This is a genomic window from Bradyrhizobium brasilense (assembly GCF_029714345.1).
Taxonomy (GTDB): domain Bacteria; phylum Pseudomonadota; class Alphaproteobacteria; order Rhizobiales; family Xanthobacteraceae; genus Bradyrhizobium; species Bradyrhizobium australafricanum.
In genome coordinates, this window is the sequence record NZ_CP121669.1 from 8391062 (window position 1) to 8412137 (window position 21076).

The following is a 21076-nucleotide window of genomic DNA, read 5'->3' on the forward strand; positions in this document are numbered from 1 at the left end:
AATCAACGGAGCATCCGCGTCGCCTAACGACAGCATCGAAGTTCGCCCAATAAGAGTTGCCGTCGTACCCCCGAAATTTGAAAATCAACCGGCCGCCAATATAACCTTTACCGTCGCCATAGATGCACCGAAAATCGGTTCGACCGTGTGAGGTTCCGCTTCGAGCACACCAAGTTTGGTGCTGGCAAAATATCTTCGAGCGTCATCTAGGAGCCCCATCCATACGCAATGCCTTTGCAGGCCTATTACTCCGCTCTCGGCGGTGTAGTCGGGCAAGCTGACGCGATCGGCTCGCCTCGCCCCGTCAGTGGTACGAGTGACGGTAATGCTGCCTTCTGACAAACCCGCCTCGATCGCCTCTTGCGAATTCACCACTTCGAACAGGCACGCGCTCGGCGCAATAAACAACGCAAAATCAAAATTCCGAACTGACACGGAGCGGCTGTTGTCGATTTCTCTCAGCTTTCAATTCTAGAATGCGCGGGAGCGCAGCGCGCGCGGCGTCGGCATTTTCTGGCTTACTGCATCCACCGTCCGAAGCGGCTTTCGCTCCGTGAATCATGAGCAGCATCGTCGCAACGATCAAGATCAAGTTCTTTTTCATCATATCCTCCCGCCCGAGTTGCAGATGCTAACCAACTGGCGGCGCGAGTGGAAGGGCGAGGACTAAGAGTGTTCTCTTTCGATTGGCGCGGTGGTCCGTGCGAAGGCAAAATCAAATCTGCTCACCGCCTGTCGGATTGGCGTCAAAGCTAGATGCCCGTCGAAGACTCCCTGGACACTGGCTTAGAAACACCCCCTCATGCCGTGTCGGCACCTCTGTCCGGGGAGAACTCGGAATTGCGAGCAAGGCCAACGACTTCGTCACTTGGTGGTCGGCACCATTCCCAACCTGACCTTCTTGGGTTCTAGCGTTCTAGCGAACCCAAGAAACCTTTCGGCCGGCGATGCCGTCCGACAGGCACGCACGCATCAATTCGAAATGAAACGAGAGGACCAACAGTTCTTTTGACCTAGAGGTGCGCTGCAAATATTGCGCCGGCTCTCTTCAGTCCACGTCTTTCGAAGGAACCGTTTCCAAGTGGATTCATTGTTCAGGCGAGGGAAACCGCAAGCACTTCACGATCGGAGCAATTTCTACCTGGAGAGGTTTCCCGGCTGGTACTGTGGTCCAGTGACACGCTGTTGACGGCATTGCGTCGCAACATGCTATAATTGGAGAAGAGAATGCACACTTGTGGCCGCTCGGCGCTCGAGCGCCGCCGGCAAGGAGCGCCGCATGTCGCTACCCATCTTCACGGATACCCGGAATGATGAGCATCATTGGAAGCAGCTTGGGAAAATGCTCGCGGTCTCGGTTGGGATTGTTGTGACTGCCGTCGCGGGCGGAGTGCTTGGCCACCTCGCCGGGTCGCCCAAAGCGTTTTTTCTGATTGTCGCCACGATGGCGATTTGGTTCGTAGCCGGATGGTTTATAGGCGGGTCGCGCGCGGTACTTGCTGGTCTTTCCGCACTGAGCGCCGCGCTTGCCGCATCTGACGGCACCTATCCGCTCGCATTGCTTTTCTGCTCTCTGGCCTTCGTCGTCTCGTTCGTGCAGATCCCCTCGGCCAAATGAATTCAAAGAGCCTCCGTAGAGGCTCTTTCACTTTTTTACATCGATAGTCAACGCCCGATTCCCTAGCGATGGCGGCTCGCAAGAAATCTGCGAGTCGTACTGGCGGCAGATGGATTCGAAGAAGTCCGCAACGCAAAGTCCTTCATACTCGCCCTTGATAGATATCTTTTTTGCGGCTTCACTTATCTTGAAGCGTACTGCCGTGCTAGCTCGATAGTAAGCTGCGACCTCTTCCAAAGTCTCAGGAGCAGTCCGCAAATCCATATATACGGCAAACGTTTTCTCGAAATCCTCGTACTTGAGGTATGCAATCAATCCGACAGCGATCGACGGCAAGAGGAATACGAAAAACACGATAAGCGCTGAGATTAGTGTATGCCCTCTAAGGCGCGCATCTCCATATCCTACCTCGGCTGGTTCCTGATCTTGGCGTAGGCGATACCACCGGGAAAACACGAACCAAGCCACTGCTGCAAGCACCAGGCCGATACCAACAAACGCAATAATGGCGCCGACCAGAAAACCCACGCCCCATTCGAGCGCGAAGCACCAGAGAAATGATGGCATCGAAAGCTACTCCGCCGGGATATATATTGTTGCGATCGTGCCCGCCGCATGCTCGACGTTGACAGTACCTCTGCCGATCTGGAGTTTTGCGTCGGCGACTTCCGTAGAGAATGGAGGGCTCTTTCCCAAAAAAACGTCCGTAACTTGAGCAGAGTATTTTTCCAAGAAACCTCGTATGGCGGCGTCGAGCAACTTGGTTTGTTCAATTTCTTTGTCGTCTTGCGGACCGCGCAAGTATGCACCTCGCATCAACACTAGGAGCGCCTTGGACAGAAAACTGGGCGTGAACCCAACGGCCCTGTTGCCCGCCACATATTGCTCGAATGCCTTAAGGACATCGAGGACATCTTGTTGGTACTCAACTGGATCGCGACCAACGACCGAGGCCACCAGCTTCGGGTCGGCGCCAAATCCGGCGAATGCGATCTCGCACGTTGTCAGTCCCGGTCGCATCTTTGCAGCACAAAATGCCTTGGTGCCAAACGCTTCCCACGGCGGCTTCGCGAACTTGCATTTACACAGTGCCACCTGCGCCGCTGCCGGTGCCGGCGTAAGGATCGCGGGAGTTGATCCAATTGCGGATAACAAAAGAGCGGAACAGGCCAAAGTCACTCCATGCTTAAATCGAATAGTCATTAATGCCCCCAGCGCCTCTGGTCGCGTGCTCTGCTGATCTCGTTAAATCGGACCAGGCCTGCTCCCGCACACCCGGAATTCAATTAATGAATTGTGTACCATTTGAAGGGCAAAGCCAACAGCCCACAACCTACAGTCTTGCGACGATGATTCGTCTCCGCCGAAAATCCAGCAGATCTGGCGGGCCCGAGTGTCCATTCCGGACGTTAAACCTCCGGGTCTCGGCGCTCACGGTCACTGATCTTATTTATCGAGGTGCAAGCGAGGCGGATCTGCCAGCGTGATGGCGCTAAAGGGCTTCGACGGCACTCCGTCGATTATCAGCTTGATGTAAATGCGATAATTGGGAAGCTGCGCCAGATCGACCTCATCAAATCGCTCCCGAAACTCCCGCGCCAAATACGTCGCGTCCTCCGAGCCGACTCGGAAGGAAATTATCGTACCAGCATTTCCTAAGACCGCATGGCGAACATCGGGCTCAAGCTGGTGAAGGTATTGATGGGCGACAGTGAAGCCGACCCGATATTTGCGGAGCTCCGAAAACATGTTCGCAACGGCGAGCGTCGTAAAATTCTGGAACTCATCGACGTAGACGAAAAAGTCGCGCCGCTCAGGCTCGGGCAATTCGGCTCGGCTGAAGGCGGCAAGTCCGAGCGTTGTGACAAGCAGTCCGCCAAGAAGCGACGACGAGTCCTCTCCGATGCGCCCCTTAGCCAAATTCACCAGCAACACCCTACCCTCGTCCATGATCCGTCGGACGTGGAGATCATGCGCGGGAGCGGTCAGAAGTCGATTAAGCACAGGATCAGACAGAAAGGCGCCCACCTTGTTCTGGATCGGCGCCGTGCCGTCAGCCCGATAGCCGAACGAAAACCGCTCGAATTCCTTCAGGAAGAAATTACGGACAGTCTCATTCTTCAAGTGTCGCGCAAGGTCCGTACGGAACTTTCGATCCGACAAGACTCGCAGCACGTCGTGCATCGTCGCGCGTGGTTGCTCCAGGAGCGCCATCAGCACGTTGCGCAGGATGTGCTCCATGCGCACGCCCCAAGCATCCGGCCACATCTTTTTGAAGACTTCGATGAACCCAGAAGCCGCGACCGCGATTCGATCTTCACGAACATGGCGCAGGGGATTGTACCCATACGGCTGCGAGCGATCGGCTGCGTTCAAGTAGATTACGTCTGCCTTGCGACCGCCTGGCAATTGGGCCGCGACGCGCTCCACCAAATCTCCATGAGGGTCGATGAGCGCAAGCCCCTGCCCGCGCTCAATGTCTTGGAGCGCCATCGTCTCAATGAGGGTCGATTTTCCGGTACCTGTCTTGCCGATGATGTAGACGTGTGAAAAGCGGTCTTCATCCTTAATGCCAAAAAATCGCTCGTCGCCGTGAAAATCGGTACGTGCGATTTTGATAACTTGATGTGCCGACATAAGATCGCCACATAGTCTCGCGTTTTTGCCTAGTGTGTGAGGGGCGCGAACGTGCCCAGTGCGCCACATATAGCGGAGATAAAGCGATTGGAGGCTAGCTCTGACACGCCTGTCCGATCCGTGTTTGTGCGGTCCGGAAGTGCTCAGCATCACGCTCTATGGCTATATACCGCCTTCCGAGCTCTTTTGCCGCCAAAGCAGTCGTTCCCGATCCAACAAATGGATCGAGAACGACGTGACCAGGCAGTGTGACGTGGGAGATCAACGCCTTTATCAAATCGATCGGCTTTTTGTGGGGATGCTCGTTGGTGGATACTCGCTTCGAAGCGAGAACGTTGGGTAGAGCATCAGAATTATATGTTGGTGATCCTTTCTCGAGCGCCAAGATCATTTCGTGACGCTTTCGGAACCCCCGCCCCATCCCGATATGGCACTTATCCCATACAAGGTACTCTCTGATGGTGTAGTCGGTGTATCGACGAACGAACGTGTCCACGAACGCCAGGTGTTTTGCATCGAGAAAGACAAAGCAGCACCTGTTTCTGCGAAGAAGCCTATAACAATCCGCAATAGCGATAAGGCCGAGAAGTGGATGCTCGTTTCCTATGATTGTCCGTTGCGACCGGCCATATGCTGCGTCATCACCGTACGGCGGATCGGTGCACACTAGGTCCACGCTGCTCGACGGCATGGACTCTAATTCCTGGATGCAGTCACCGTGTATCAATCTGTCCATCAAGCGGCCCTCGATTGGAGAGCAGCTTACTTAGATCATTCGGCGCGCCGCGTAAGCGGTCAGTATTTGACGCGACGAGCGATCCTGCTATGCGATGCAGAGGCATGTTGGTTGGATCACAAATTGTCACAACTACACACGTCTCAAATATTGTGCCCAGTCGGCACGATCTCTCCTCTCCACGCGCTTCGCGTTGGCGGTGAAAATCACATCAGGATTTTGGTCTTTCGACGTTCCGCCCCGCGATCCGGGACCTGCCACGCATGTCCGGGTCTCGGTGGCGAGGCGGAGGCATCGCGACGAGCGTCCATACGGTCGATTGGGCATTTACTCTAAATCCCGCTCAGTGATGGACGCTCGCTCCGCCTCGCAATCGAGCATCCGAATGGTCGGATGCCCGTAGCGAGGAGGACACGATGTCCAACATTGCTCTTTCCCAAAAGTCCGTAAAGCTGATGAAACTCTGCGACCAGAGAGGCTTCGATAGCCTGGACGATCTTCTACTCGTCGCGCTCCTGAATAGCATGTGTCCCGCCATCTGTATAACGGAGGGATGCGACCACACCGCGGAGATGGAGCCCGATCAAGATCAAGGCTTCTGCGAGGCGTGCGGCGGCAACACCGTCGTATCGATACTCGTGCTTGCCGGCCTGATCTAGGAGGTCGGCTATGCAAGTCAGAAACTTCAATCACTGCGCAGAGTGCGACCGCGAGTGGACTGATGTGTGGTCCGCACAGTGTGACGACGACTGTCCGCACTGCGGCGCCCGTCATGTGTCGCCCTACAAGAGCGAGGACGCGGAGGAGGGCGACGATGAATAAAATCGCCGTTCTCAACGATGCCTTCCGTAGCACCTTTCGCGGCGGCAAGGTGATGGTGTCGTCTGGCGTTGATGAACTGCCGGACTGTGTGAAGGCCGAGGCACTCCTTCGAGTGGCGAGCTTCTCGGACTTTACCGCGGACAACGATCCGCATGACGAGCATGACTTTGGCAGCTTTGACCTCGTAGGTCGGAAGTTCTTCTGGAAAATCGACTGCTACGACCAGGAGATGCAGTACGGCTCAGAAGATCCGAGCGATCCAAAGCGGACGACGCGTGTGCTCACGCTCATGCTTGCCTCGGAGTACTGATAGAACAAGAACTGGCCGCCCCCGCATTTAGACGCAGCACGGGTTATGCGCCCAATCAGGGCGGACTTGCCTCGGACGCCGATCGTCCAGCCCTCGCTTCACGGCGAGGGTTTCTCTTTTCCGTCGAGGCTCGTTAGGCGAGCCGGAGCATTGACGAAAAACAGGTGAGCGAATTCCGTTTGAGAACGTTTTCCAAGGACCGCGTTTACACCTTCGGAAGTCGGCGGTATCCCAGAGTTCCGATCAACATCAGGCTAGCGGATTCTAGTCCGTTGGGGGCTGCGCTCCGACAAAATAACCAGTTTCGCACGCTATTTCCTGACAATGCTCTTCAGCCAAATTAAGACACGCTGAAAAATTGTCGGCCGTAGCGGTACATCCGGCTTACCATCGAAGAACTGCCGCTGTGCGAGGCGATCTCGCTGCCTACCAGTCTCGATTTCCTCCCGCGTCCATTTTGGTGCCCACTCTATTCGGTCATTGCGAATCCAATAGTGCGACTGGCAAGGAAAGCTCCAGTTTCCGATGGATGGGTAAAGCGTTGATTTGCCCTGCCTCGCGCCGAGCTGCCAGCCGCTGGGATTGAGAGGAGTCACAACCTTATTGCGGCATCCGCATGCACACAGGTGCGACGCGGTGTGATATTTCCTCGACACGTACAAAACGCCATCCGCCAAATGCGATGGAATTAGCTCGACAAACTCGGTCCTAATTGTCGCTATGCGATTCATGGATGTCCTCGCTTAGCAAGCGGTTAGTACCGACCGTGTAGCTGCTGTATCGCTCCCGTGTGAAATCAAAATAGAAGCCGCGAAGTTTTTTCCAGCGGATAATCGCGAGCGCCGCATTGAGCGAGTTTAGGTCCGCAATTTGGATGTTTTTATCGTACTCGTTGCCTTCCTCAGTGTCGGCAAATGACAGTCGACCTTTTGCGACGCTCCGATTGTCAGGCTCACTCGTCGTGATGCGCAGGATACCCCCCAGGGTCTCATTTGTGGCGTAGATACCCATGCCAACATCTATGAAAAGAACCTCGAACTCTTCCAGTTTCTCGACAATGAATTTCTTTCCAGGACCGGAATCGATGCACAAGAATACGCAGGTCATACCCCGGAGCAACTCGATGTTGTCCGGCCCGATGTTTTCGCCGTGTTCTTTAATGCCGAGGTGTAGTTTGGAGTATCGCTCTTTGAAGTAGTCCACTTTCAGCGGCTGTTTTTTCAGATCCTCTTTTGAAGCTGCGCCAGGCGCTCGAAACGCATTGTGCGGCGAGAATTTATCTCCATCGAAGAGATGAATTTCCTTAGCCGGCGTCTTTGCGAGCAGGTCGAGGACGTATGAGCCCGTTCCTCCGATGCCGACGATCGCGATCTTCTCGACGGCAATCTTCTTGGTGATCATATTTATCTCAGCTTTCGCTGACGCCGCGTCAGCGTAAGCAAAAGGGGAGTCTTCCTCGTGCGGCTTGACCACCTGGTACGTACGCGCGGTAACGTTCGGGTCGATCGCCCTTGCATGTGGAAGCAAGAGCCCGACGTAGGAAACGACCTTTTCGTGAAGGTTCTCGTAGTGCCCGCGCGTAGGCTTATTCGAGAACTGATACTGCAAAATGACCCGCTCACTTATTCTTAGATTGTTCGTGCTCGAGATCGCCGAGCTTGACAGTGGATGCCCTTCGCTTGTGCACGGCATTTCTCCGCCAAACTTTGCAGTGTGGTCAGATGGTCGCTGCGTTTTGCCATCCACTTCATCGACAAACATGCCCAGGATGCCACGCACGATCTTGCGCTTGTTGTTGACATAGGGAACGTCTCTGACAATCAGCCACCCCGAATCGATATCTACGTTATATCCCTCATCTCTGAGCTGGCGAAGGTCGTCGTTAAGATCGATTAGTTTGTGTGACATCGAAGACTGTATGATTTTTCACTTCAACTTCTTGCCCCGGCAGCAGCGAACCGTGATCGGGCTTTTGCGCAGCCTTGTCGTACGTCACTGAGAAAACGATGTTGGGATCGGTCGGGTGCCCCGGGAAGGCGATCTGGGTCAATTCGTCAAAGGTCAGCGTGCCTTTTGCCACCGGGTGTTCGGTGCCATTTACGACGATCTTGACCTCTTTTTCCTTATCATTTGCCATAAGCGACTCACGTAAAAATTGTTGATACACAGCAACTATACACCAGATTGAACTCCTCATCTATTAAAACTGATCGGAAATGTTGGAGAGAGCGACGCGGAGTTGCAGATAACCTCGAGCGGCTAATCTCCAAAACGTCACTCATGTGCGGCATCCTTCGTGCCGCCGCGCAAGGCGCTACCGACCAACATGCCAACGAGTTCGGCTTGTCTGGACACGCCGGTCTTAGCGAAGACAGACTTCAATTGCTGCCTAATTGTGCCGACGGTTACGCCTGCTTTGATCGCCAACGCCTGGACGGAGGCCCCTGCCGCGATGCCTCGCGCAACCCTTGCCTCCGCCGGCGTGAGATCAAACAGTCCTTGAATGACCTGGGCCGAGACGATCGCCGGACTGCTCACCTCGGTCACGAAGAGTACGCAGGACGCCAGCGTGAAAACGTCGTGAGCCGCGCCGCGTACCGGAACGACGTGAATAATCGATGCTGGCGTCTCCTCCGCTGCGATGATCGGAATGGAGCGCGGCGAAGCCTGGTAGTCGAGCTGCGACAATGATTCGCGCAGCATCGCATCTGCACGGCGGTCAACGAGAGCAACCCGACACGGCCGATCCTGCACGACCTGCGGGATAAGAAGATCGAAAAGCGTGTTGGTCGCCAATATCCGGTTCGAATGGGATAGAACGGCACAAGGTAGGCCTATCAATCCCAGGATTTCAGCGGCGGCCTTAACTCTCTCAAGGCCCAGCCTGCCGGATAACAGGGACGCGCGTGCGAGGTGTGGACGCAGGGGACCGAGGGCGCTGATCGCCTCCGAGCTGACTGCTCCATCCGAGAATTTCTTTTCCCAGCTAAATATGGCGAGGTCCCCGCCCGGCGCCTGAACTACCGTGCCGGCGCACCATCCCGCTCCCTTGCGTCGCAGGTAGGAATAAGCCGGGTCCTGATCCATCTCATCCGCGGTAAAGAGCTCGTGGTCGCCAACGAAACCTGGATAATTTCTTGCGATCGCGCGTTGAGGCCGTGGATTCAGCGCCGCATATCCATCTTCAATGAAATCGTCGTAAATCCGACGCAGGACAGGCGATGCCGTGTATCCCGAAAACTGCCGATTCGTTGCAAACAGAATGCCACCAATCGAGTTAATCTGTCGTCCGACCTGATCAAATACATCCAGCCATTTGTCAGGGACAACGGCAGCCTCGTAAATGTCATCGATGAGTCGCTCAGAGATCAGCATTTGTGCCGCGCGCGAAGGCGTTAGATGAGCCAGAGGAGCACACTAAATATACGGGGCGAAGTCGAGAGGCACCCGCAGATTTTTGCGATACTTTCACTTTGCTGTTTCTTACTCGAATGTGCTGTCTTGGCGTCAGATCCGAGCGCTCCGTACAAAGAGTTCGGGCACGTCGCTCTGGAACCGCGTTTGCGTGAGTAGTAACTGTCGCTTGTACTGAGGGGTTCGGGCGGTGATCACTGCGATCGGTCGATTGCTCGAAGGAAGCGCACGAGGACCAGAAGAGATTGAGTCCCTGAACACGGCGTACCGACGCGCCATGCACTCGCTTTCCCTGGTTGATCGTAGCGACCCTATCGCCGAACTCGTCGCAAGAACGATCATCGAGATCAGCGTGACGCGCCGTTCGCGATCCGGCGGAGATTGCCAAGCGCACCGTCGACCGGCTTAGCGCCGGCAGACCACCATCGGTCTAATGCCAGCACAGCGTACCCACTCTACGTAAAGGCAAAGGCAAGCAAGCTCGAACAGAGAAGAACGAGACCAGCCGCGGTCAGCGCCAGGAAGGTGTCTGAGATAAGGTCGCGATTGCGCATGGAAACACCTCGATTGCGCCCTTGAACGGAGCAGCTGTTCGAGCTCGGACGACTGCCCAACGTCTCGTCGTCACATTATCGGAACGATCACTAGGCCCGCTCACGCGTTGATGGGCCGCTGGGCTAGTCTAGGCTGGGTTATTTGACAGATTGGCGTCCATTATCGCACCGAAAACTTCGTACAGATCGGACCGATGTGTGTGCAATTCTGCGCTACGCGCCCAAGTCAATTTCATGATGGCTCGCTTCGCGCGGCGTGACCAGCTCGCGTACCCCACTCCGGTCGCAGGCGAGATTAGACTTGTATTCGCGTTCGCATCGTGCGTTTGCTTGCAATGACCGGCAGAATTTGTGCGTCCTGCTATACATGACGCGGGAAAGCGGTGCCGTACCCGCTTGCAATTCTTACGAGAGCTTCGCAGATTGTGCGCTTTAACTGTGAGGATGAAATGTCCAGCAAGTCCGTCGTGATCGCCGTCGGCTTGGGTGCGCTCGTCGCAGCAACGCCAAGTACCGCCGATGCCCAGCAGCGTGCGCCTATCATCTATCGTGGCGGGACGATCGTCCGGTACGCGCCAGCAGCTGTTCCGCGGCCTCTCTCGCGCTCCGTTATCGCGCCCCAGGGGCCGCCTTCAGCAGGCAACTGGAATCCCTAGGCGACACAGAGCTACTACCGGCAACAAAACCGGCAGTATGTGCAAGCGTACCGGCAGGTTCGGCAGAACCCATACGTAACCAGTGCCAATCTTGCTTGGAACGGTGTGAGATTCGCGGGCGGAGCACTTGTTGCTGTTGGCACGGATGGTGCCGGTCTTCCAGTGTTAGCTCGCACCGGCTACGCTTGCACTCAGGCCGGGTTTGCCGCATGGCGTTACGGTCGAGCCCTCGGCCGCTAGTTGCTAGCGCAGATTGGTGTATGATCCCCGTAAGCACGTTCAGTGCCAGAAAACGCAAATATGGGGACATCAATAGGTAAACTCATTGCCCGTATACTTGATACCTTTTTCTTCTTCATCTCGTGGTGAACAACACCACAGCGGCAACATAGCTTTTTAGACTGCAGGCGCTTGTACAAACTGCGCCCCGTTGCCTCCAGCGGGCTTTGTGAGCGTCGCTTCCCTTAGTCGCGTTGACGAACGCGCGTGCACCTGAGCCCGCTGAAAAGCCGATACTCTGTCCGATGGACTGGCTGCTGGTCCCTTTACTAATGACATTTGGCAAACTTGCTCCGAAGGAGCCGAGACCGAGAATCAACAACAGGCCTGCGCAGATCTCTAAGATCCGCGCTCTAGGTTGAAGACAGTTTGCTACATACGCGAGCGCGGAGCCCGCGACGACACTCACGATACTGAGTACGGCAATCATCTATTTCGTTCCAAATTACTACTCAAAACAGGCTTAGGCGAGCCGAACAAATCGTGTCATTTGGATTTTGGCATCTGTAAAAATCTGTCGATCGCGAATTCCGATCGAGCACGCTTCAATGGGCGGCTTTGGCAATGATTGAATCTTAAAGACATGCGCCGGGATTGCACGCAGAATTGCACTCTCCCGGATTCTTCGGGCACTCGATCACGCCTATGCATTTATCCCCGTCGCGCTCGACAACGAAACGTCTTGCCGGCCCCGTCTTGCCGGCGGCCGTCTTTGCGTACGCGCAGCAAACGATTTCGTTATCCACTCGGGCGATGCATTCCGACCGCTCGGAATTCTCTTTGCCCTTCGCGCACGCTCCTTTCTTCTTGCTTATCGCCTGGCATTCGGCGTGCTCGTTTTTGACTCCGGATGCTTGAGAATGTGAGAGTACGGCCGCTACGACCATGACAACGGTGAGAAAGCTTCGCATGCGGATTTGCCTCACGCGTTCGATTGCAGCAGCTAGTCATGAGCTACGGATGATCTCTCATTCCGCGTTGGTGCGCGTCATCTCCCATTTGAGATATGAAAAGCGTGTCACGGGACCGAGGACTAGAATTCGGATTGTTTGACAGTTCGTTTGCATGACCGGCGCGGACACTCCGTACGAAACGGACAGACATCAGACATTGCGAGCAACATAACGGTTGCGCAAATGAGGCCTTGACCGAACACCCGCTGCGCCCCACGCTCGAAACCAGTCATTGACCCGATCTACGTCATGGGGGGTACGCCATGACCGAGCACAATCAACCAACCCTAGGGCGGCGTGATCGTCTCTGCGAAGCCGCTCGCAAAGAACTTACTGAATGGGAGCGGCGAGAGAACGAATTCCAAAAAGCGGATCGCAAAGAACGGGCGACAGAACTTCAGCTTCCTCTCGATAAGATCATAGTCCTCTAGCGGCTCGCCACAGTGATTATGGGTAGCATCTCCTCGGCGCGCGCCATTCGCAAGTATCGACGAAACGGGTCGCCGGCACGAAGCGATGCAACATTATGCGCATCCCTTAGCTCCGAGCAGACTTGAACACTGTAATTGCGATAGACGTGTCGTACAAAGGTGATTGCGCACTGGCGATCCGAGAAGCGCTGCGCGTGCACCTCAATTCAATCGTGTACAACTTTCACTCGGAAATCACCCGGATGTTGTAGGCTCTCGGCCATGGCAAACAGCATGATCGTCCCGCAAAGAGTCCGCTGGGGTCCCGTCGACGGTCGCCCGGCAGGCGTCCGCGTCTTAGATGAGAACGAGGCGGAGGTTGACTTCATAGCGTGGCCTGCCTTGGAGCGCGAACTTAACCAGCGACTGATGCCGCAACTATTCTCCTACACGCCAGCCTTTAGATTTGACACGCGCGATCACCACGGCAAAACGGATTGGCTCGTGCAGCTTGTCAACGATCAGGGACAGCGGTTTTGCGATGTTTGGTTTGGCGTCAATCCTGACGACGGTTGGGCCTTTGATGGATTAGTGCACTTCGGAGACCCCGATGCCGATTCGCACGTTTGGCAAAGCTACCAGCGCTACTCGGATGGCACCTATCGGCGGCTGCCTTCCTTTGCGTCCAGCCTCGATCAGTTCAAGCAAGCAGCTGAAAGGTAATGACAATAGGCCCCATGCTATACTTCCCGATATGGCAAAAAAGGAATCCGATTTCGACAAGCTTGCCCGGCTTATCAAAGAAGAGGGAGAGGATATTCGAGCAGAGATTCGCAACGAGATCAGTGGACTAAACAAGAAAGTGGACGGACTGGAGAAGAATGTCGACGCCGGCTTCGCCCGCGTTGATCGCGAGCTCAGTGACATTCATTCCGAATTGAGAACGCTTCGTCATGACCTCGACGATCTTCGAAGAGAGGTCGAGAACATTTCCGGCTACCGCAAGGAGATCGACCACGCGCTCGAGCGTATCGCAGTGATCGAAAAACATCTCGGAATTGGCAAGAAGGTGGTTGCCTAGGTCCCGCCCCTCACCAAAGGCGCTCGTATTTCCGGTTCACTCGGTGCACGCATAAATATTCCTCCAGAGTAGTCGATGGCGTTCGGTTTTGGTGAATTCCTGGGAATTATCGGCAGCGACGGCGTCCCTATTTTAGAGGCCCCTTTCGGGGACACTTCCGAAGAGATAAACAGTTGGATCGCACATACGAGGCCGGACCGCGCTCACGAAGCCCGGGCTTACGACCAGCGCAAACGAAGCGCTAACCCAACGCACCGCCGCGGAGCAGCTGTCGATATCCATAATCTGCCATCCACTTTGCCCGGGCAAGATGGCTATCAAAAGCGCGACGCGCCCGGTCCCATTCGCGGGCAGGGTCAACGTGAAGAACGACGCGCGCAACCTCCTGCCAATCTGCACCCTCAGCATCGGCGTCAAGCAGCCGCCAGTATGTAGCCAAATGCTCCTCGTCATAGACGGTCAGGTTCGCACCCGATGGCGCAATGTCATCGACGGTCAGATCGAGTAGCGGTTCCCGCACTGAAAAGTCTCCCATGCAGCTTTAGCGCCAACGATGTCGATCGTTGTGATGGTGAGAGTATCCGTCAAGCGTTTTCAATCAAGCGGAACAGCATGGTCTTCTGTACGAAACGCACCAATTTGAAGCCGAGAGAGCACAGTCGGGTGAGAAGCGAGATAGTTCGTTCGTCGCGTACTGTGCTGTTGAGAGCGAAGCCCTCAATGTTGCCATTGTATCAGCGCGCGGAGGGCACACCTCAGTTCGTGCAGGACTAATCGGGTCGAGATCGCGTAGGCCATGCTGGAAGAGCCGAGAACGCACTATTTTTCAAAATGTCCCCGTTGCGGGAACAGCGACTCTGACGATGCTATTCATAAATGCCCGAACTGCGGAACAGTTTTTTGCGAAGAATGCGGAAAGTCGCGGCTCAGAGACGTGTGCCCGCACTGTGACGATGTCTTCGCGCCAGAAGTCGGGCAAATAAGATAGGGCGCGATTCTGCAAGTGACTCCTTTCTTCCGCTGATCGAGACGAAACGCGAATGCGCCATCGGTGGCCACGACGATGGCGACCAGCCTAGGCTTGTTTCTCTACATTGAAGGCCGCAGACCCTCAGCGTCCGGAAGCTATTCCGCTGAGCGTGCCCCGCGCCGTTGGTCAGCTTAACCTCAACATCAAGGGCGCAGCAAGCGGCCCTGCTGTGCAGAGAGCACGACAGGGCCGCCGCCGCCAAGGCAGCAGCGCCGAGGGCAACGGCACTGCGAAGTCCAATTAGCCTGCAAGAAGTAAACATACACGGAATCGGCGGTTCTATGGATGATCTGATAACGCGAGCGTATCGTTGGAGATGCATGACAAGCCATGCCATCATCATCGAGTGCGCCAGGCGGCAGGCTTCGTTCAACTTGAATGCTTGCCCTCGCCTTCAGCTATCAGCATTCGCTCGATGCGACTTGCTCGCTCTTTCGTCAGATTGACCGCTACGCTGGTCCCAATCATTGCTGGCCCCTTACGTTGCCGATCGTAAACCATCCAGCCCGTAGACCCCTGGCGTACCAAGAATCTCGATGGGGGAGGCGCCTTGTCGTGCTCTCCCATATCCGATGCGGCTTTGTGTCGACGCTCCATTGTCGTCTCTCCCAGCTCTTTGTGCGCACCGAACTGATATTGTTCAGAGAAGACTTGGTCCCGTTGAGCCAGATGGATCTACGTACGATCTGTACCGTACTCGCTTGCTGCAGGATCTCATAGTAATCATACAAGTCGCGTTCGCGCTGTTACACAGGATGCGCTGATCGTCTTCGGTTTGCAGGTCGCGCCGCCCTTCTTGTGCCCACTCGGCACATTTACTCGTCAAAGTTCTAACGTCCTCATCGACTCCCGGCTCCATCTTTTTCAACGCATCTTGCAGCGAAGTTGGCACGACTTCGGGTCTGGGTCGCCCCCGAATTGCCGTGCAACATGCCTGCATGTTCAAACATCGCATCAATGATGGTAGAGTTGAAATACCGGTCGGAGACGATAATTCGCCGACGCCGTATGGTTCTTTGAAAATTGCCGACTGTTTCAGAGCCGATGCTGAGTTATTGACCACCGCTGAAGTGGCCGACCTACTGAGAACTTCCACTTCTAGCGTGCGACGCCTGCAACTGCGGCGACGCATTTCCTTCCTCAAAGTGGGCGGCAGCATTCGTTTTGCCAAGCACGACGTCATTTCGTATTTGGCGAGGCAGCGGATCGAAACAATCGATAAATAACGGATATGACAGTACGAATGATGAAAAGCTCGTGGTGGGTCGATTTCACGGTCAACTCCACACGATATAGAAAACGTAGTCCTGAGAACACAAAGGCCGGAGCGCAGGCGTACGAAGCTACCTTGCGACAAAAGCTAGCACGTGGCGATTCGATAGATATCGGAGCGCTACGATCGAAGGACCAGACTTTTGCCGAGTTCGCGGTGAAATGGTTCGAGGACTATGTAAGACCGAACAACAAGTATTCTGAGCAACTGTCGAAGAAGTACATTCTATCTTCGTCTCTGCTGCCATTCTTTGGTCGCAAGCCGCTTGGACAAATCAATGGGCATGACATAGAACGCTATAAAGCTCAGCAGGTCCAGCAAGGGTACACAAACAAGACAATCACGAATCGCCTGACGGTGCTCAACAAGTGCTTGCTCACCGCATATGAGTGGCTGGAGCTTGAGGAAGCGCCACCGAAGATCAAATGGCCAAAAAGGGCGCTGCCCGAAATTGATTATCTTTCGCCGGAAGAGTGTGAGCTGCTGCTTTCCCAGGCGAATGGCCTAGTGCGTGAACTGGTTCTGACGGCGCTGCGGACAGGTATGCGGCAAGGAGAGCTCAGAGGCCTTCAGTGGTCATCTCTCGATTGGCTCACTCGCACCGTTGCGGTCAGACATTCATACGATGATCGTGGGAAGACGCTTGTTGCCCCAAAGAATAACCGCACGCGGCATATACCGCTCGACATTGATGTGTACACGATGCTGTACCGACGTAAAAAGGACACCGGGTACGTGTTCCGAGGCTCGGAGGGTCGCCCGTTCACTAACTACCGAATGCACTACGCGATCCGCAAACTCTGTAGGAAGGCTGGGTTTAGAGCCATCGGCTGGCACACGCTTCGCCACACCTTCGCCTCTCACCTCGCGATGCGCGGCGTGCCCCTACCGGCAATCAAGGAATTAATGGGACACTCCACGATAACAACAACCATGAGATACGCCCATGTGGCGCCGTCCACGCTGCGGGCCGCGATCGAGATGTTGAACCCAAAGACGATGATGGCGACGGATTCTGGGCAACCCGTGGGCAACCGGTGGCAAGAGATCCAAAGGAGCGTTGCGCGTCAAGAAAACTCTGCGGCAGAATACGCTTGATTCTAGCGACGAAATCGTAGCGTCGCGCGGGAAACGCAGATTGTTTGTCTTGTGACCCTACGGGGAATCGAACCTGTTTTCGTGAATTTTCCGATTTCGCCGAATGAGCGCGATAATTCTTAATTATTGGCTTAAATGAATGACATATGAACTCGTAGCCAGATGATCAATTCCTCGCACGAGTCATACGAAAATCGTCGTTTCCAGTAGTTCTTGGGCAACCCGTGGGCAACCGGTTTTCGAACCAGACGCATGCGGAATTATCAACAAAGAACCATACGGCAGAACTGCTGGGAGACAGACGATCACACAAAGCCGCCGAGAAGGCGGCTTTGTGATTCATAGGCACTTCAGTATTAGAGTATTGCGGCTACTTTTTTCCGCTTCAGGTACTCTACGATCTCACGCTTCTCGAAACGCACGGCGCCACCGACTTTAATGAATGGTAGGTGACGAGTGCTCTGTAGGTCGCGGACCTTTGATTCCGATAGCTGTAGAAGCTTCGCTACTTCCTTTACCGTGAGAAGTTCTATTTCTTCCTTGTCGTTTGTCTCCATGCCTACGATTCTACTCCGTAATCGAAGCATGGGAGACGCGAGAAATTGCCTCATTTGCACTTTTTACGCTTTCAGAAGAGCGCCGCAACCCTCTGCTTCATCAAGTAGTCAACAATATCGCGCTTACTAAATCGGATGAGGCCGCCTATTTTGTAGAAAGGGATTTTGCGACCTTGCTGCAAGCGCCGCAATGAGGAATCAGAAATTTTCAGAAACGCTGCTGATTCTTTGAGATCGAGTAGTTCTATCTCGACTTCTCCATTTTTCGCCATATGAGGCGATTCTAGCTCGTAATAGAAAATTGCAAGTCGAGTGCGAGGCTGATGATACCTGTTGGCAACCGAATCTTCTTTGATCGCAGTCATTGTCAGCAAGGAGCAGTGCAGGGAAAGTGACGATCTGTGCGGTTCTCGCAACCGTTAGATAATTCATACCCTGTACACGCGTCCATACGCATAACTGGCTTATGACATTTAAATCGGCTATACTCCGACGTATGTGGGCAGCAATATTGAATTACTTCAACGGCGGCAGCGAAGTCCGTCATGTCATTTCTACTGTCAACGAGAGCGTCATTTCGGACGCCTATCAAAGCATCCAGGGTGAAATAGATTCGCTCCGCCAATACGACAGAGGCGAAAAACAAATTGATGCACCCGATCTCCAAACTGCTGTGCGACGCGTACAGCGAGCTGCATAAGCAGGGACAGGTCAGTTTCCCACTGCACGATAAACATCGTGCATCCATTGATACTGTCGTCAAAACGGTCCACGCCAATTATTTCGGACTGGAACGATATCCAATGCCACAAGATAAAGCGGTGGCGTATCTTTGCTACATCATCAAGAACCATCCAGTGACAGATGGGAATAAGCGTCTCGCTCTACTTTGGTTTCGCGTTTACTGCGATGTGAATAACCTGGAGCCGCAAACATCAGTGATAAGTCTCGACGAGCTTGCCGTTGCGATCGAAAAAGAGAAGTTGTTGTCAATGTCGGACATCTTAAGACTAGTGCAAAAAGTTCTTTTTCCCGTCGACTCTGATCAGGATCTTCGTCGCGCTGCTTAGTGCGATCACTACAGTCTGATACGGAGACAATATCCCTTGGGAGCAGTGTCTCAAAACGAGTGGCACATTTTTGGGCAACCGGTGGGCAACCACGGGGGCGTGTTTGTGCGCGAGCGGCACGCCGCGAGAAAAACCGGGTCAAAAAATTCTTTGTTTAAGCGCCGAAAACGTTGTTGCAAAATCGAAACGTTTTCGGTTCTTGTGACCCTACGGGGAATCGAACCCGCAATCACAAGTTCTCCGATCTCGCCAAACGAGCCCGGTAATTCTCGATTATTGGCTTAAATGAATAACATATGAGCTCGTAGCCAGATGATCAATTCCTCGCACGAGTCATACGAAAATCGTCGTTTCCAGTAGTTCTTGGGCAACCCGTGGGCAACCGGTTTTCGAACCAGACGCATGCGGAATTATCAACAAAGAACCATACGGCAGAACTGCTGGGAGACAGACGATCACACAAAGCCGCCGAGAAGGCGGCTTTGTGATTCATAGGCACTTCAGTATTAGAGTATTGCGGCTACTTTTTTCCGCTTCAGGTACTCTATGATCTCACGCTTCTCGAAGCGCACGGCGCCCCCGACTTTGATGAATGGTAGGCGGCGAGTGCACTGTAGATCGCGAACCTTCGATTCAGACAATCGCAGAAGCTTCGCTACTTCTTTTACCGTGAGGAGCTCTATTTCCCCTTTGTCGTTTGTCTCCATATGTACGATTCTACTCGGCAATAGAATGTCGGGAGACGTGAGAAATTGCCGTGTTTGCACATTTTGTCCGTTACCGAGCGAAAGGCGTTGCCCATCGCTGCGTGATTTCCAAGAATTTGCAGAATGACCTCAAAGCGCGAGGCGCACGCCCACTGCGCCGCCGACACCGGCGGCGCGGTTGATGTGTCCGCCTCTACCGCCGACTTTGAAGGTCCGCGATCGCTGCCGCCTTCTCTGAAGGCGTCATATGCGGATCACGGCGGATCATTTCGATCTTTCCTTCAATGAAGGCGCGCGCTTGGGCGAGGTCTTCCTCTGTCTGAGGCGTCTTTCGGGCAAAGGCATCGCGCATATCAACAATCGGCGCATCGGATGTTTTCTGGGTCTCTTCAATCGCCGGCGGCGTCGGCGGAGGACCAGGATCAACCGGCATACTACCTTCTCCTTCCGCCGCACCGCGGCGGGTCAACTGTTGACGATAAAGGCGTAGTTGGGGTCGAGGAACACTAAATGGAAGCCCAGGTTATCAATTCGCAGGTTCGAGTTCGACGCGGCCAGCAGCGCCCAGCTACCCCAGTGGCCGTTGTTGTCTGCGCTGATCAGCTGCGCGCCGAGCGCTCCCATCGGCTGGGTGTTTAGATAGGCTGCCTGAAAGGTCTCCACAATTGGAGCCCAGGAACCTATAAAGCCCGTCTTCTGTTGGGCATCGGTGGCATCATAGTCGTATTGATAGACTAAATCCCAGCCACCGCGAGCGTGGTTGTAGAGCAATGCCTGGTTCCGATACTTATTAGTTCCGATCGACCAAGTACTGTTCCACACCGGCAGCACCGGGTACGGATGGCCGTGCGCGGATTCTGTCGTGAGATAATTCGCCAGGGATGTGAAGGGAATGTCTGTTTGCCAGTGGTCGTTCCGAGCCCAATCGAAGACCCGGAAGTGAGGCGTGCCCTGAGCGTTATAAGCAACAAACGCCTCCACACCGAGCCCAGACCGGTTGGTGGCCGTGAGGTACAGCCAGGTGTTCACATTGCCGCCTGGCGGCGATGGACACGCGAAATCGCAAGCGAACGACGTACCGCGACCCCAACCCGTCTTGAAGGGTGTGGTGTAGAAGATGCCATACCCCACTCCGCCAGGCGGGGGCGGCTTCTTCAGTTCGTCAGCCTGAGGACCCAGGCGCTCAACTAAACTCGCGACCGCCTGGTCGCGCGCAGCGAAGTCGACATGGGGATGCGTGAGAGCGATCCGCAGTTTGCTTTGCATGAAAGCATTTCGAAAATTTTGATCCACCGGCGTCTTGGCCGTTATCTCAGCGAATTTCGCCTGATGATCCTCTATTGCCTTGTGCGGACGGCTCGACGGTGGAACCGGACTGCTTATTCCGTTCTTCGACATGGTAAGGCCTCCCTGTCTACGTTCACACCTTTCCTGGCGTGAGTACGCATTCTAGTTCAGGGAACCCATGGCCTCTTATGAAGCAGCTCACAATCGAACGTTGAACAGTCGCTCCTTAGAAATCCTGAGCTTTAAGAGAATTCGGCCCGAGGTTTGATCATCGAGCTAGCCGAGGGTCCCGGCGCATCCGTCATATTCGGACTTCTAGCTGTTGTTTTGGGGTTCCGATTTACACAATCAATGAAGCGCGCTCTCTGATCGCTTCACCACAGAGTTTGCTGTTTGAGCGGCTCGCGCTCGTCGGCCTCGTCTCTTGATGTCTCTCCATGCACCCTGGCGTTGGCGTCATCGATCGACTTCTTCAGATCCAGCAGCATGTTCTTGACCCAGTCCATCGACGTTTCGAGCGCAGTAAACCTGCCATTCGAGTACCACGCCACGGCGATGAGAGCGCTCAAGAGTCCGACAAAATA

General features: G+C 54.6%; 24 protein-coding genes. 7 read left to right on the top strand and 17 right to left on the bottom strand.

The genetic code is table 11. The features are described 5' to 3' along the window. Nucleotides 1–84: 84 nt before the first annotated feature. Entirely contained in the window at nucleotides 85–435 is a 351-nt protein-coding gene (locus QA635_RS38905) for a hypothetical protein (protein WP_283065175.1), read from the bottom strand. Continuing rightward, the gene (locus QA635_RS38910; RefSeq protein ID WP_283065177.1) at nucleotides 416–607 is read right to left on the bottom strand and encodes a hypothetical protein; all 192 of its coding nucleotides are present in this window, start codon (nucleotides 605–607) and stop codon (nucleotides 416–418) included. The genes QA635_RS38905 and QA635_RS38910 overlap by 20 nt, the downstream gene beginning before the upstream one ends. 672 nt (nucleotides 608–1279) lie before the next feature. Here QA635_RS38910 and QA635_RS38915 point away from each other — a divergent pair. After that, on the top strand, nucleotides 1280–1618 hold the full coding sequence (locus QA635_RS38915) for a hypothetical protein (RefSeq protein WP_283065178.1): 339 nt from the start codon (nucleotides 1280–1282) through the stop codon (nucleotides 1616–1618). Nucleotides 1619–1645: 27 nt separating this feature from the next. Here QA635_RS38915 and QA635_RS38920 read toward each other — a convergent pair whose 3' ends face one another. The 4 genes from QA635_RS38920 to QA635_RS38935 form a co-directional block, all read right to left on the bottom strand. Then, nucleotides 1646–2185, bottom strand: a complete 540-nt coding sequence (locus QA635_RS38920) for a hypothetical protein (RefSeq protein ID WP_283065179.1) — start codon at nucleotides 2183–2185, stop codon at nucleotides 1646–1648. Nucleotides 2186–2191: 6 nt separating this feature from the next. Next, nucleotides 2192–2821 (bottom strand): hypothetical protein, encoded by a 630-nt coding sequence (locus QA635_RS38925; protein WP_283065181.1) that lies wholly within the window; start codon nucleotides 2819–2821, stop codon nucleotides 2192–2194. Nucleotides 2822–3064: 243 nt separating this feature from the next. Then, nucleotides 3065–4255, bottom strand: a complete 1191-nt coding sequence (locus QA635_RS38930) for a type IV secretory system conjugative DNA transfer family protein (RefSeq protein ID WP_283065183.1) — start codon at nucleotides 4253–4255, stop codon at nucleotides 3065–3067. Between the two features lie 94 nt (nucleotides 4256–4349). Then, nucleotides 4350–4946, bottom strand: coding sequence for a DNA-methyltransferase (locus tag QA635_RS38935; protein WP_283065185.1), 597 nt, complete (start codon nucleotides 4944–4946; stop codon nucleotides 4350–4352). 461 nt (nucleotides 4947–5407) lie between these two features. Between QA635_RS38935 and QA635_RS38940 the strand changes: the two genes are divergently transcribed. Further along, nucleotides 5408–5650, top strand: a complete 243-nt coding sequence (locus tag QA635_RS38940; protein WP_283065187.1) for a hypothetical protein — start codon at nucleotides 5408–5410, stop codon at nucleotides 5648–5650. Between the two features lie 155 nt (nucleotides 5651–5805). Then, on the top strand, nucleotides 5806–6123 hold the full coding sequence (locus tag QA635_RS38945; protein WP_283065188.1) for a DUF3768 domain-containing protein: 318 nt from the start codon (nucleotides 5806–5808) through the stop codon (nucleotides 6121–6123). Nucleotides 6124–6434: 311 nt separating this feature from the next. On the opposite strand, the gene QA635_RS38950 is transcribed toward QA635_RS38945, so the two are convergent. The 4 genes from QA635_RS38950 to QA635_RS38965 all read right to left on the bottom strand — a co-directional run bounded on the left by QA635_RS38950 (nucleotide 6435) and on the right by QA635_RS38965 (nucleotide 9498). Then, nucleotides 6435–6854 (bottom strand): ubiquitination-like system serine protease family protein, encoded by a 420-nt coding sequence (locus QA635_RS38950; RefSeq protein ID WP_283065189.1) that lies wholly within the window; start codon nucleotides 6852–6854, stop codon nucleotides 6435–6437. Next, the gene (locus tag QA635_RS38955; RefSeq protein WP_283065191.1) at nucleotides 6832–8031 is read right to left on the bottom strand and encodes a ThiF family adenylyltransferase; all 1200 of its coding nucleotides are present in this window, start codon (nucleotides 8029–8031) and stop codon (nucleotides 6832–6834) included. The genes QA635_RS38950 and QA635_RS38955 overlap by 23 nt, the downstream gene beginning before the upstream one ends. Continuing rightward, complete coding sequence (locus QA635_RS38960; protein ID WP_283065193.1) at nucleotides 8006–8260, bottom strand: multiubiquitin domain-containing protein; 255 nt, start codon at nucleotides 8258–8260, stop codon at nucleotides 8006–8008. The genes QA635_RS38955 and QA635_RS38960 overlap by 26 nt, the downstream gene beginning before the upstream one ends. Nucleotides 8261–8397: 137 nt before the next feature. After that, a complete protein-coding gene (locus QA635_RS38965; RefSeq protein ID WP_283065194.1) occupies nucleotides 8398–9498 on the bottom strand; it encodes a helix-turn-helix transcriptional regulator in 1101 nt (366 codons plus the stop codon). Between the two features lie 3501 nt (nucleotides 9499–12999). On the opposite strand from QA635_RS38965, the gene QA635_RS38970 reads away from it, so the two are divergent. Then, a complete protein-coding gene (locus QA635_RS38970) occupies nucleotides 13000–13470 on the top strand; it encodes a hypothetical protein (protein WP_283065196.1) in 471 nt (156 codons plus the stop codon). 241 nt (nucleotides 13471–13711) lie between these two features. Here the strand turns inward: QA635_RS38970 and QA635_RS38975 are convergent, their stop codons facing one another. Then, complete coding sequence (locus QA635_RS38975) at nucleotides 13712–13990, bottom strand: DNA -binding domain-containing protein (RefSeq protein WP_283065197.1); 279 nt, start codon at nucleotides 13988–13990, stop codon at nucleotides 13712–13714. 1448 nt (nucleotides 13991–15438) lie between these two features. Between QA635_RS38975 and QA635_RS38980 the strand changes: the two genes are divergently transcribed. Both QA635_RS38980 and QA635_RS38985 read left to right on the top strand, forming a co-directional pair. Then, nucleotides 15439–15726, top strand: coding sequence for a helix-turn-helix domain-containing protein (locus QA635_RS38980; protein ID WP_283065199.1), 288 nt, complete (start codon nucleotides 15439–15441; stop codon nucleotides 15724–15726). 17 nt (nucleotides 15727–15743) lie between these two features. Further along, nucleotides 15744–16871, top strand: coding sequence for a tyrosine-type recombinase/integrase (locus tag QA635_RS38985; RefSeq protein WP_283065201.1), 1128 nt, complete (start codon nucleotides 15744–15746; stop codon nucleotides 16869–16871). Nucleotides 16872–17227: 356 nt separating this feature from the next. On the opposite strand, the gene QA635_RS41935 is transcribed toward QA635_RS38985, so the two are convergent. After that, nucleotides 17228–17482, bottom strand: coding sequence for a helix-turn-helix domain-containing protein (locus QA635_RS41935; protein WP_425249103.1), 255 nt, complete (start codon nucleotides 17480–17482; stop codon nucleotides 17228–17230). A gap of 17 nt (nucleotides 17483–17499) precedes the next feature. Next, nucleotides 17500–17793 (bottom strand): helix-turn-helix domain-containing protein, encoded by a 294-nt coding sequence (locus tag QA635_RS38990; protein ID WP_283065203.1) that lies wholly within the window; start codon nucleotides 17791–17793, stop codon nucleotides 17500–17502. 285 nt (nucleotides 17794–18078) lie between these two features. Here QA635_RS38990 and QA635_RS38995 point away from each other — a divergent pair, with 285 nt between their 5' ends. After that, nucleotides 18079–18498, top strand: coding sequence for a Fic family protein (locus QA635_RS38995; protein WP_283065204.1), 420 nt, complete (start codon nucleotides 18079–18081; stop codon nucleotides 18496–18498). Nucleotides 18499–19004: 506 nt separating this feature from the next. Here QA635_RS38995 and QA635_RS41940 read toward each other — a convergent pair. The 4 genes from QA635_RS41940 to QA635_RS39010 form a co-directional block, all read right to left on the bottom strand. Then, complete coding sequence (locus tag QA635_RS41940; protein WP_425249104.1) at nucleotides 19005–19205, bottom strand: helix-turn-helix domain-containing protein; 201 nt, start codon at nucleotides 19203–19205, stop codon at nucleotides 19005–19007. 193 nt (nucleotides 19206–19398) lie between these two features. Further along, on the bottom strand, nucleotides 19399–19638 hold the full coding sequence (locus QA635_RS39000) for a hypothetical protein (protein ID WP_283065205.1): 240 nt from the start codon (nucleotides 19636–19638) through the stop codon (nucleotides 19399–19401). A 32-nt stretch (nucleotides 19639–19670) separates the two neighbouring features. Next, a complete protein-coding gene (locus tag QA635_RS39005; RefSeq protein WP_283065206.1) occupies nucleotides 19671–20603 on the bottom strand; it encodes a hypothetical protein in 933 nt (310 codons plus the stop codon). A gap of 263 nt (nucleotides 20604–20866) precedes the next feature. Next, a complete protein-coding gene (locus QA635_RS39010; RefSeq protein ID WP_283065207.1) occupies nucleotides 20867–20998 on the bottom strand; it encodes a hypothetical protein in 132 nt (43 codons plus the stop codon). Between the last annotated feature and the right edge of the window lie 78 nt (nucleotides 20999–21076).

Excerpts from the sequence above, each read along its gene's own strand:
- QA635_RS38910 (WP_283065177.1), bottom strand. The coding sequence starts at position 607 with ATGATGAAAAAGAACTTGATCTTGATCGTTGCGACGATGCTGCTCATG.
- QA635_RS38915 (WP_283065178.1), top strand. The coding sequence starts at position 1,280 with ATGTCGCTACCCATCTTCACGGATACCCGGAATGATGAGCATCATTGG.
- QA635_RS38920 (WP_283065179.1), bottom strand. The coding sequence starts at position 2,185 with ATGCCATCATTTCTCTGGTGCTTCGCGCTCGAATGGGGCGTGGGTTTT.
- QA635_RS38925 (WP_283065181.1), bottom strand. The coding sequence starts at position 2,821 with ATGACTATTCGATTTAAGCATGGAGTGACTTTGGCCTGTTCCGCTCTT.
- QA635_RS38930 (WP_283065183.1), bottom strand. The coding sequence starts at position 4,255 with ATGTCGGCACATCAAGTTATCAAAATCGCACGTACCGATTTTCACGGC.
- QA635_RS38935 (WP_283065185.1), bottom strand. The coding sequence starts at position 4,946 with ATGCCGTCGAGCAGCGTGGACCTAGTGTGCACCGATCCGCCGTACGGT.
- QA635_RS38940 (WP_283065187.1), top strand. The coding sequence starts at position 5,408 with ATGTCCAACATTGCTCTTTCCCAAAAGTCCGTAAAGCTGATGAAACTC.
- QA635_RS38945 (WP_283065188.1), top strand. The coding sequence starts at position 5,806 with ATGAATAAAATCGCCGTTCTCAACGATGCCTTCCGTAGCACCTTTCGC.
- QA635_RS38950 (WP_283065189.1), bottom strand. The coding sequence starts at position 6,854 with ATGAATCGCATAGCGACAATTAGGACCGAGTTTGTCGAGCTAATTCCA.
- QA635_RS38955 (WP_283065191.1), bottom strand. The coding sequence starts at position 8,031 with ATGTCACACAAACTAATCGATCTTAACGACGACCTTCGCCAGCTCAGA.
- QA635_RS38960 (WP_283065193.1), bottom strand. The coding sequence starts at position 8,260 with ATGGCAAATGATAAGGAAAAAGAGGTCAAGATCGTCGTAAATGGCACC.
- QA635_RS38965 (WP_283065194.1), bottom strand. The coding sequence starts at position 9,498 with ATGCTGATCTCTGAGCGACTCATCGATGACATTTACGAGGCTGCCGTT.
- QA635_RS38970 (WP_283065196.1), top strand. The coding sequence starts at position 13,000 with ATGCCGATTCGCACGTTTGGCAAAGCTACCAGCGCTACTCGGATGGCA.
- QA635_RS38980 (WP_283065199.1), top strand. The coding sequence starts at position 15,439 with ATGTTCAAACATCGCATCAATGATGGTAGAGTTGAAATACCGGTCGGA.
- QA635_RS38985 (WP_283065201.1), top strand. The coding sequence starts at position 15,744 with ATGATGAAAAGCTCGTGGTGGGTCGATTTCACGGTCAACTCCACACGA.
- QA635_RS41935 (WP_425249103.1), bottom strand. The coding sequence starts at position 17,482 with ATGAGGCAATTTCTCGCGTCTCCCATGCTTCGATTACGGAGTAGAATC.
- QA635_RS38990 (WP_283065203.1), bottom strand. The coding sequence starts at position 17,793 with ATGACTGCGATCAAAGAAGATTCGGTTGCCAACAGGTATCATCAGCCT.
- QA635_RS38995 (WP_283065204.1), top strand. The coding sequence starts at position 18,079 with ATGCACCCGATCTCCAAACTGCTGTGCGACGCGTACAGCGAGCTGCAT.
- QA635_RS41940 (WP_425249104.1), bottom strand. The coding sequence starts at position 19,205 with ATGGAGACAAACGACAAAGGGGAAATAGAGCTCCTCACGGTAAAAGAA.
- QA635_RS39000 (WP_283065205.1), bottom strand. The coding sequence starts at position 19,638 with ATGCCGGTTGATCCTGGTCCTCCGCCGACGCCGCCGGCGATTGAAGAG.
- QA635_RS39005 (WP_283065206.1), bottom strand. The coding sequence starts at position 20,603 with ATGTCGAAGAACGGAATAAGCAGTCCGGTTCCACCGTCGAGCCGTCCG.
- QA635_RS39010 (WP_283065207.1), bottom strand. The coding sequence starts at position 20,998 with ATGGACTGGGTCAAGAACATGCTGCTGGATCTGAAGAAGTCGATCGAT.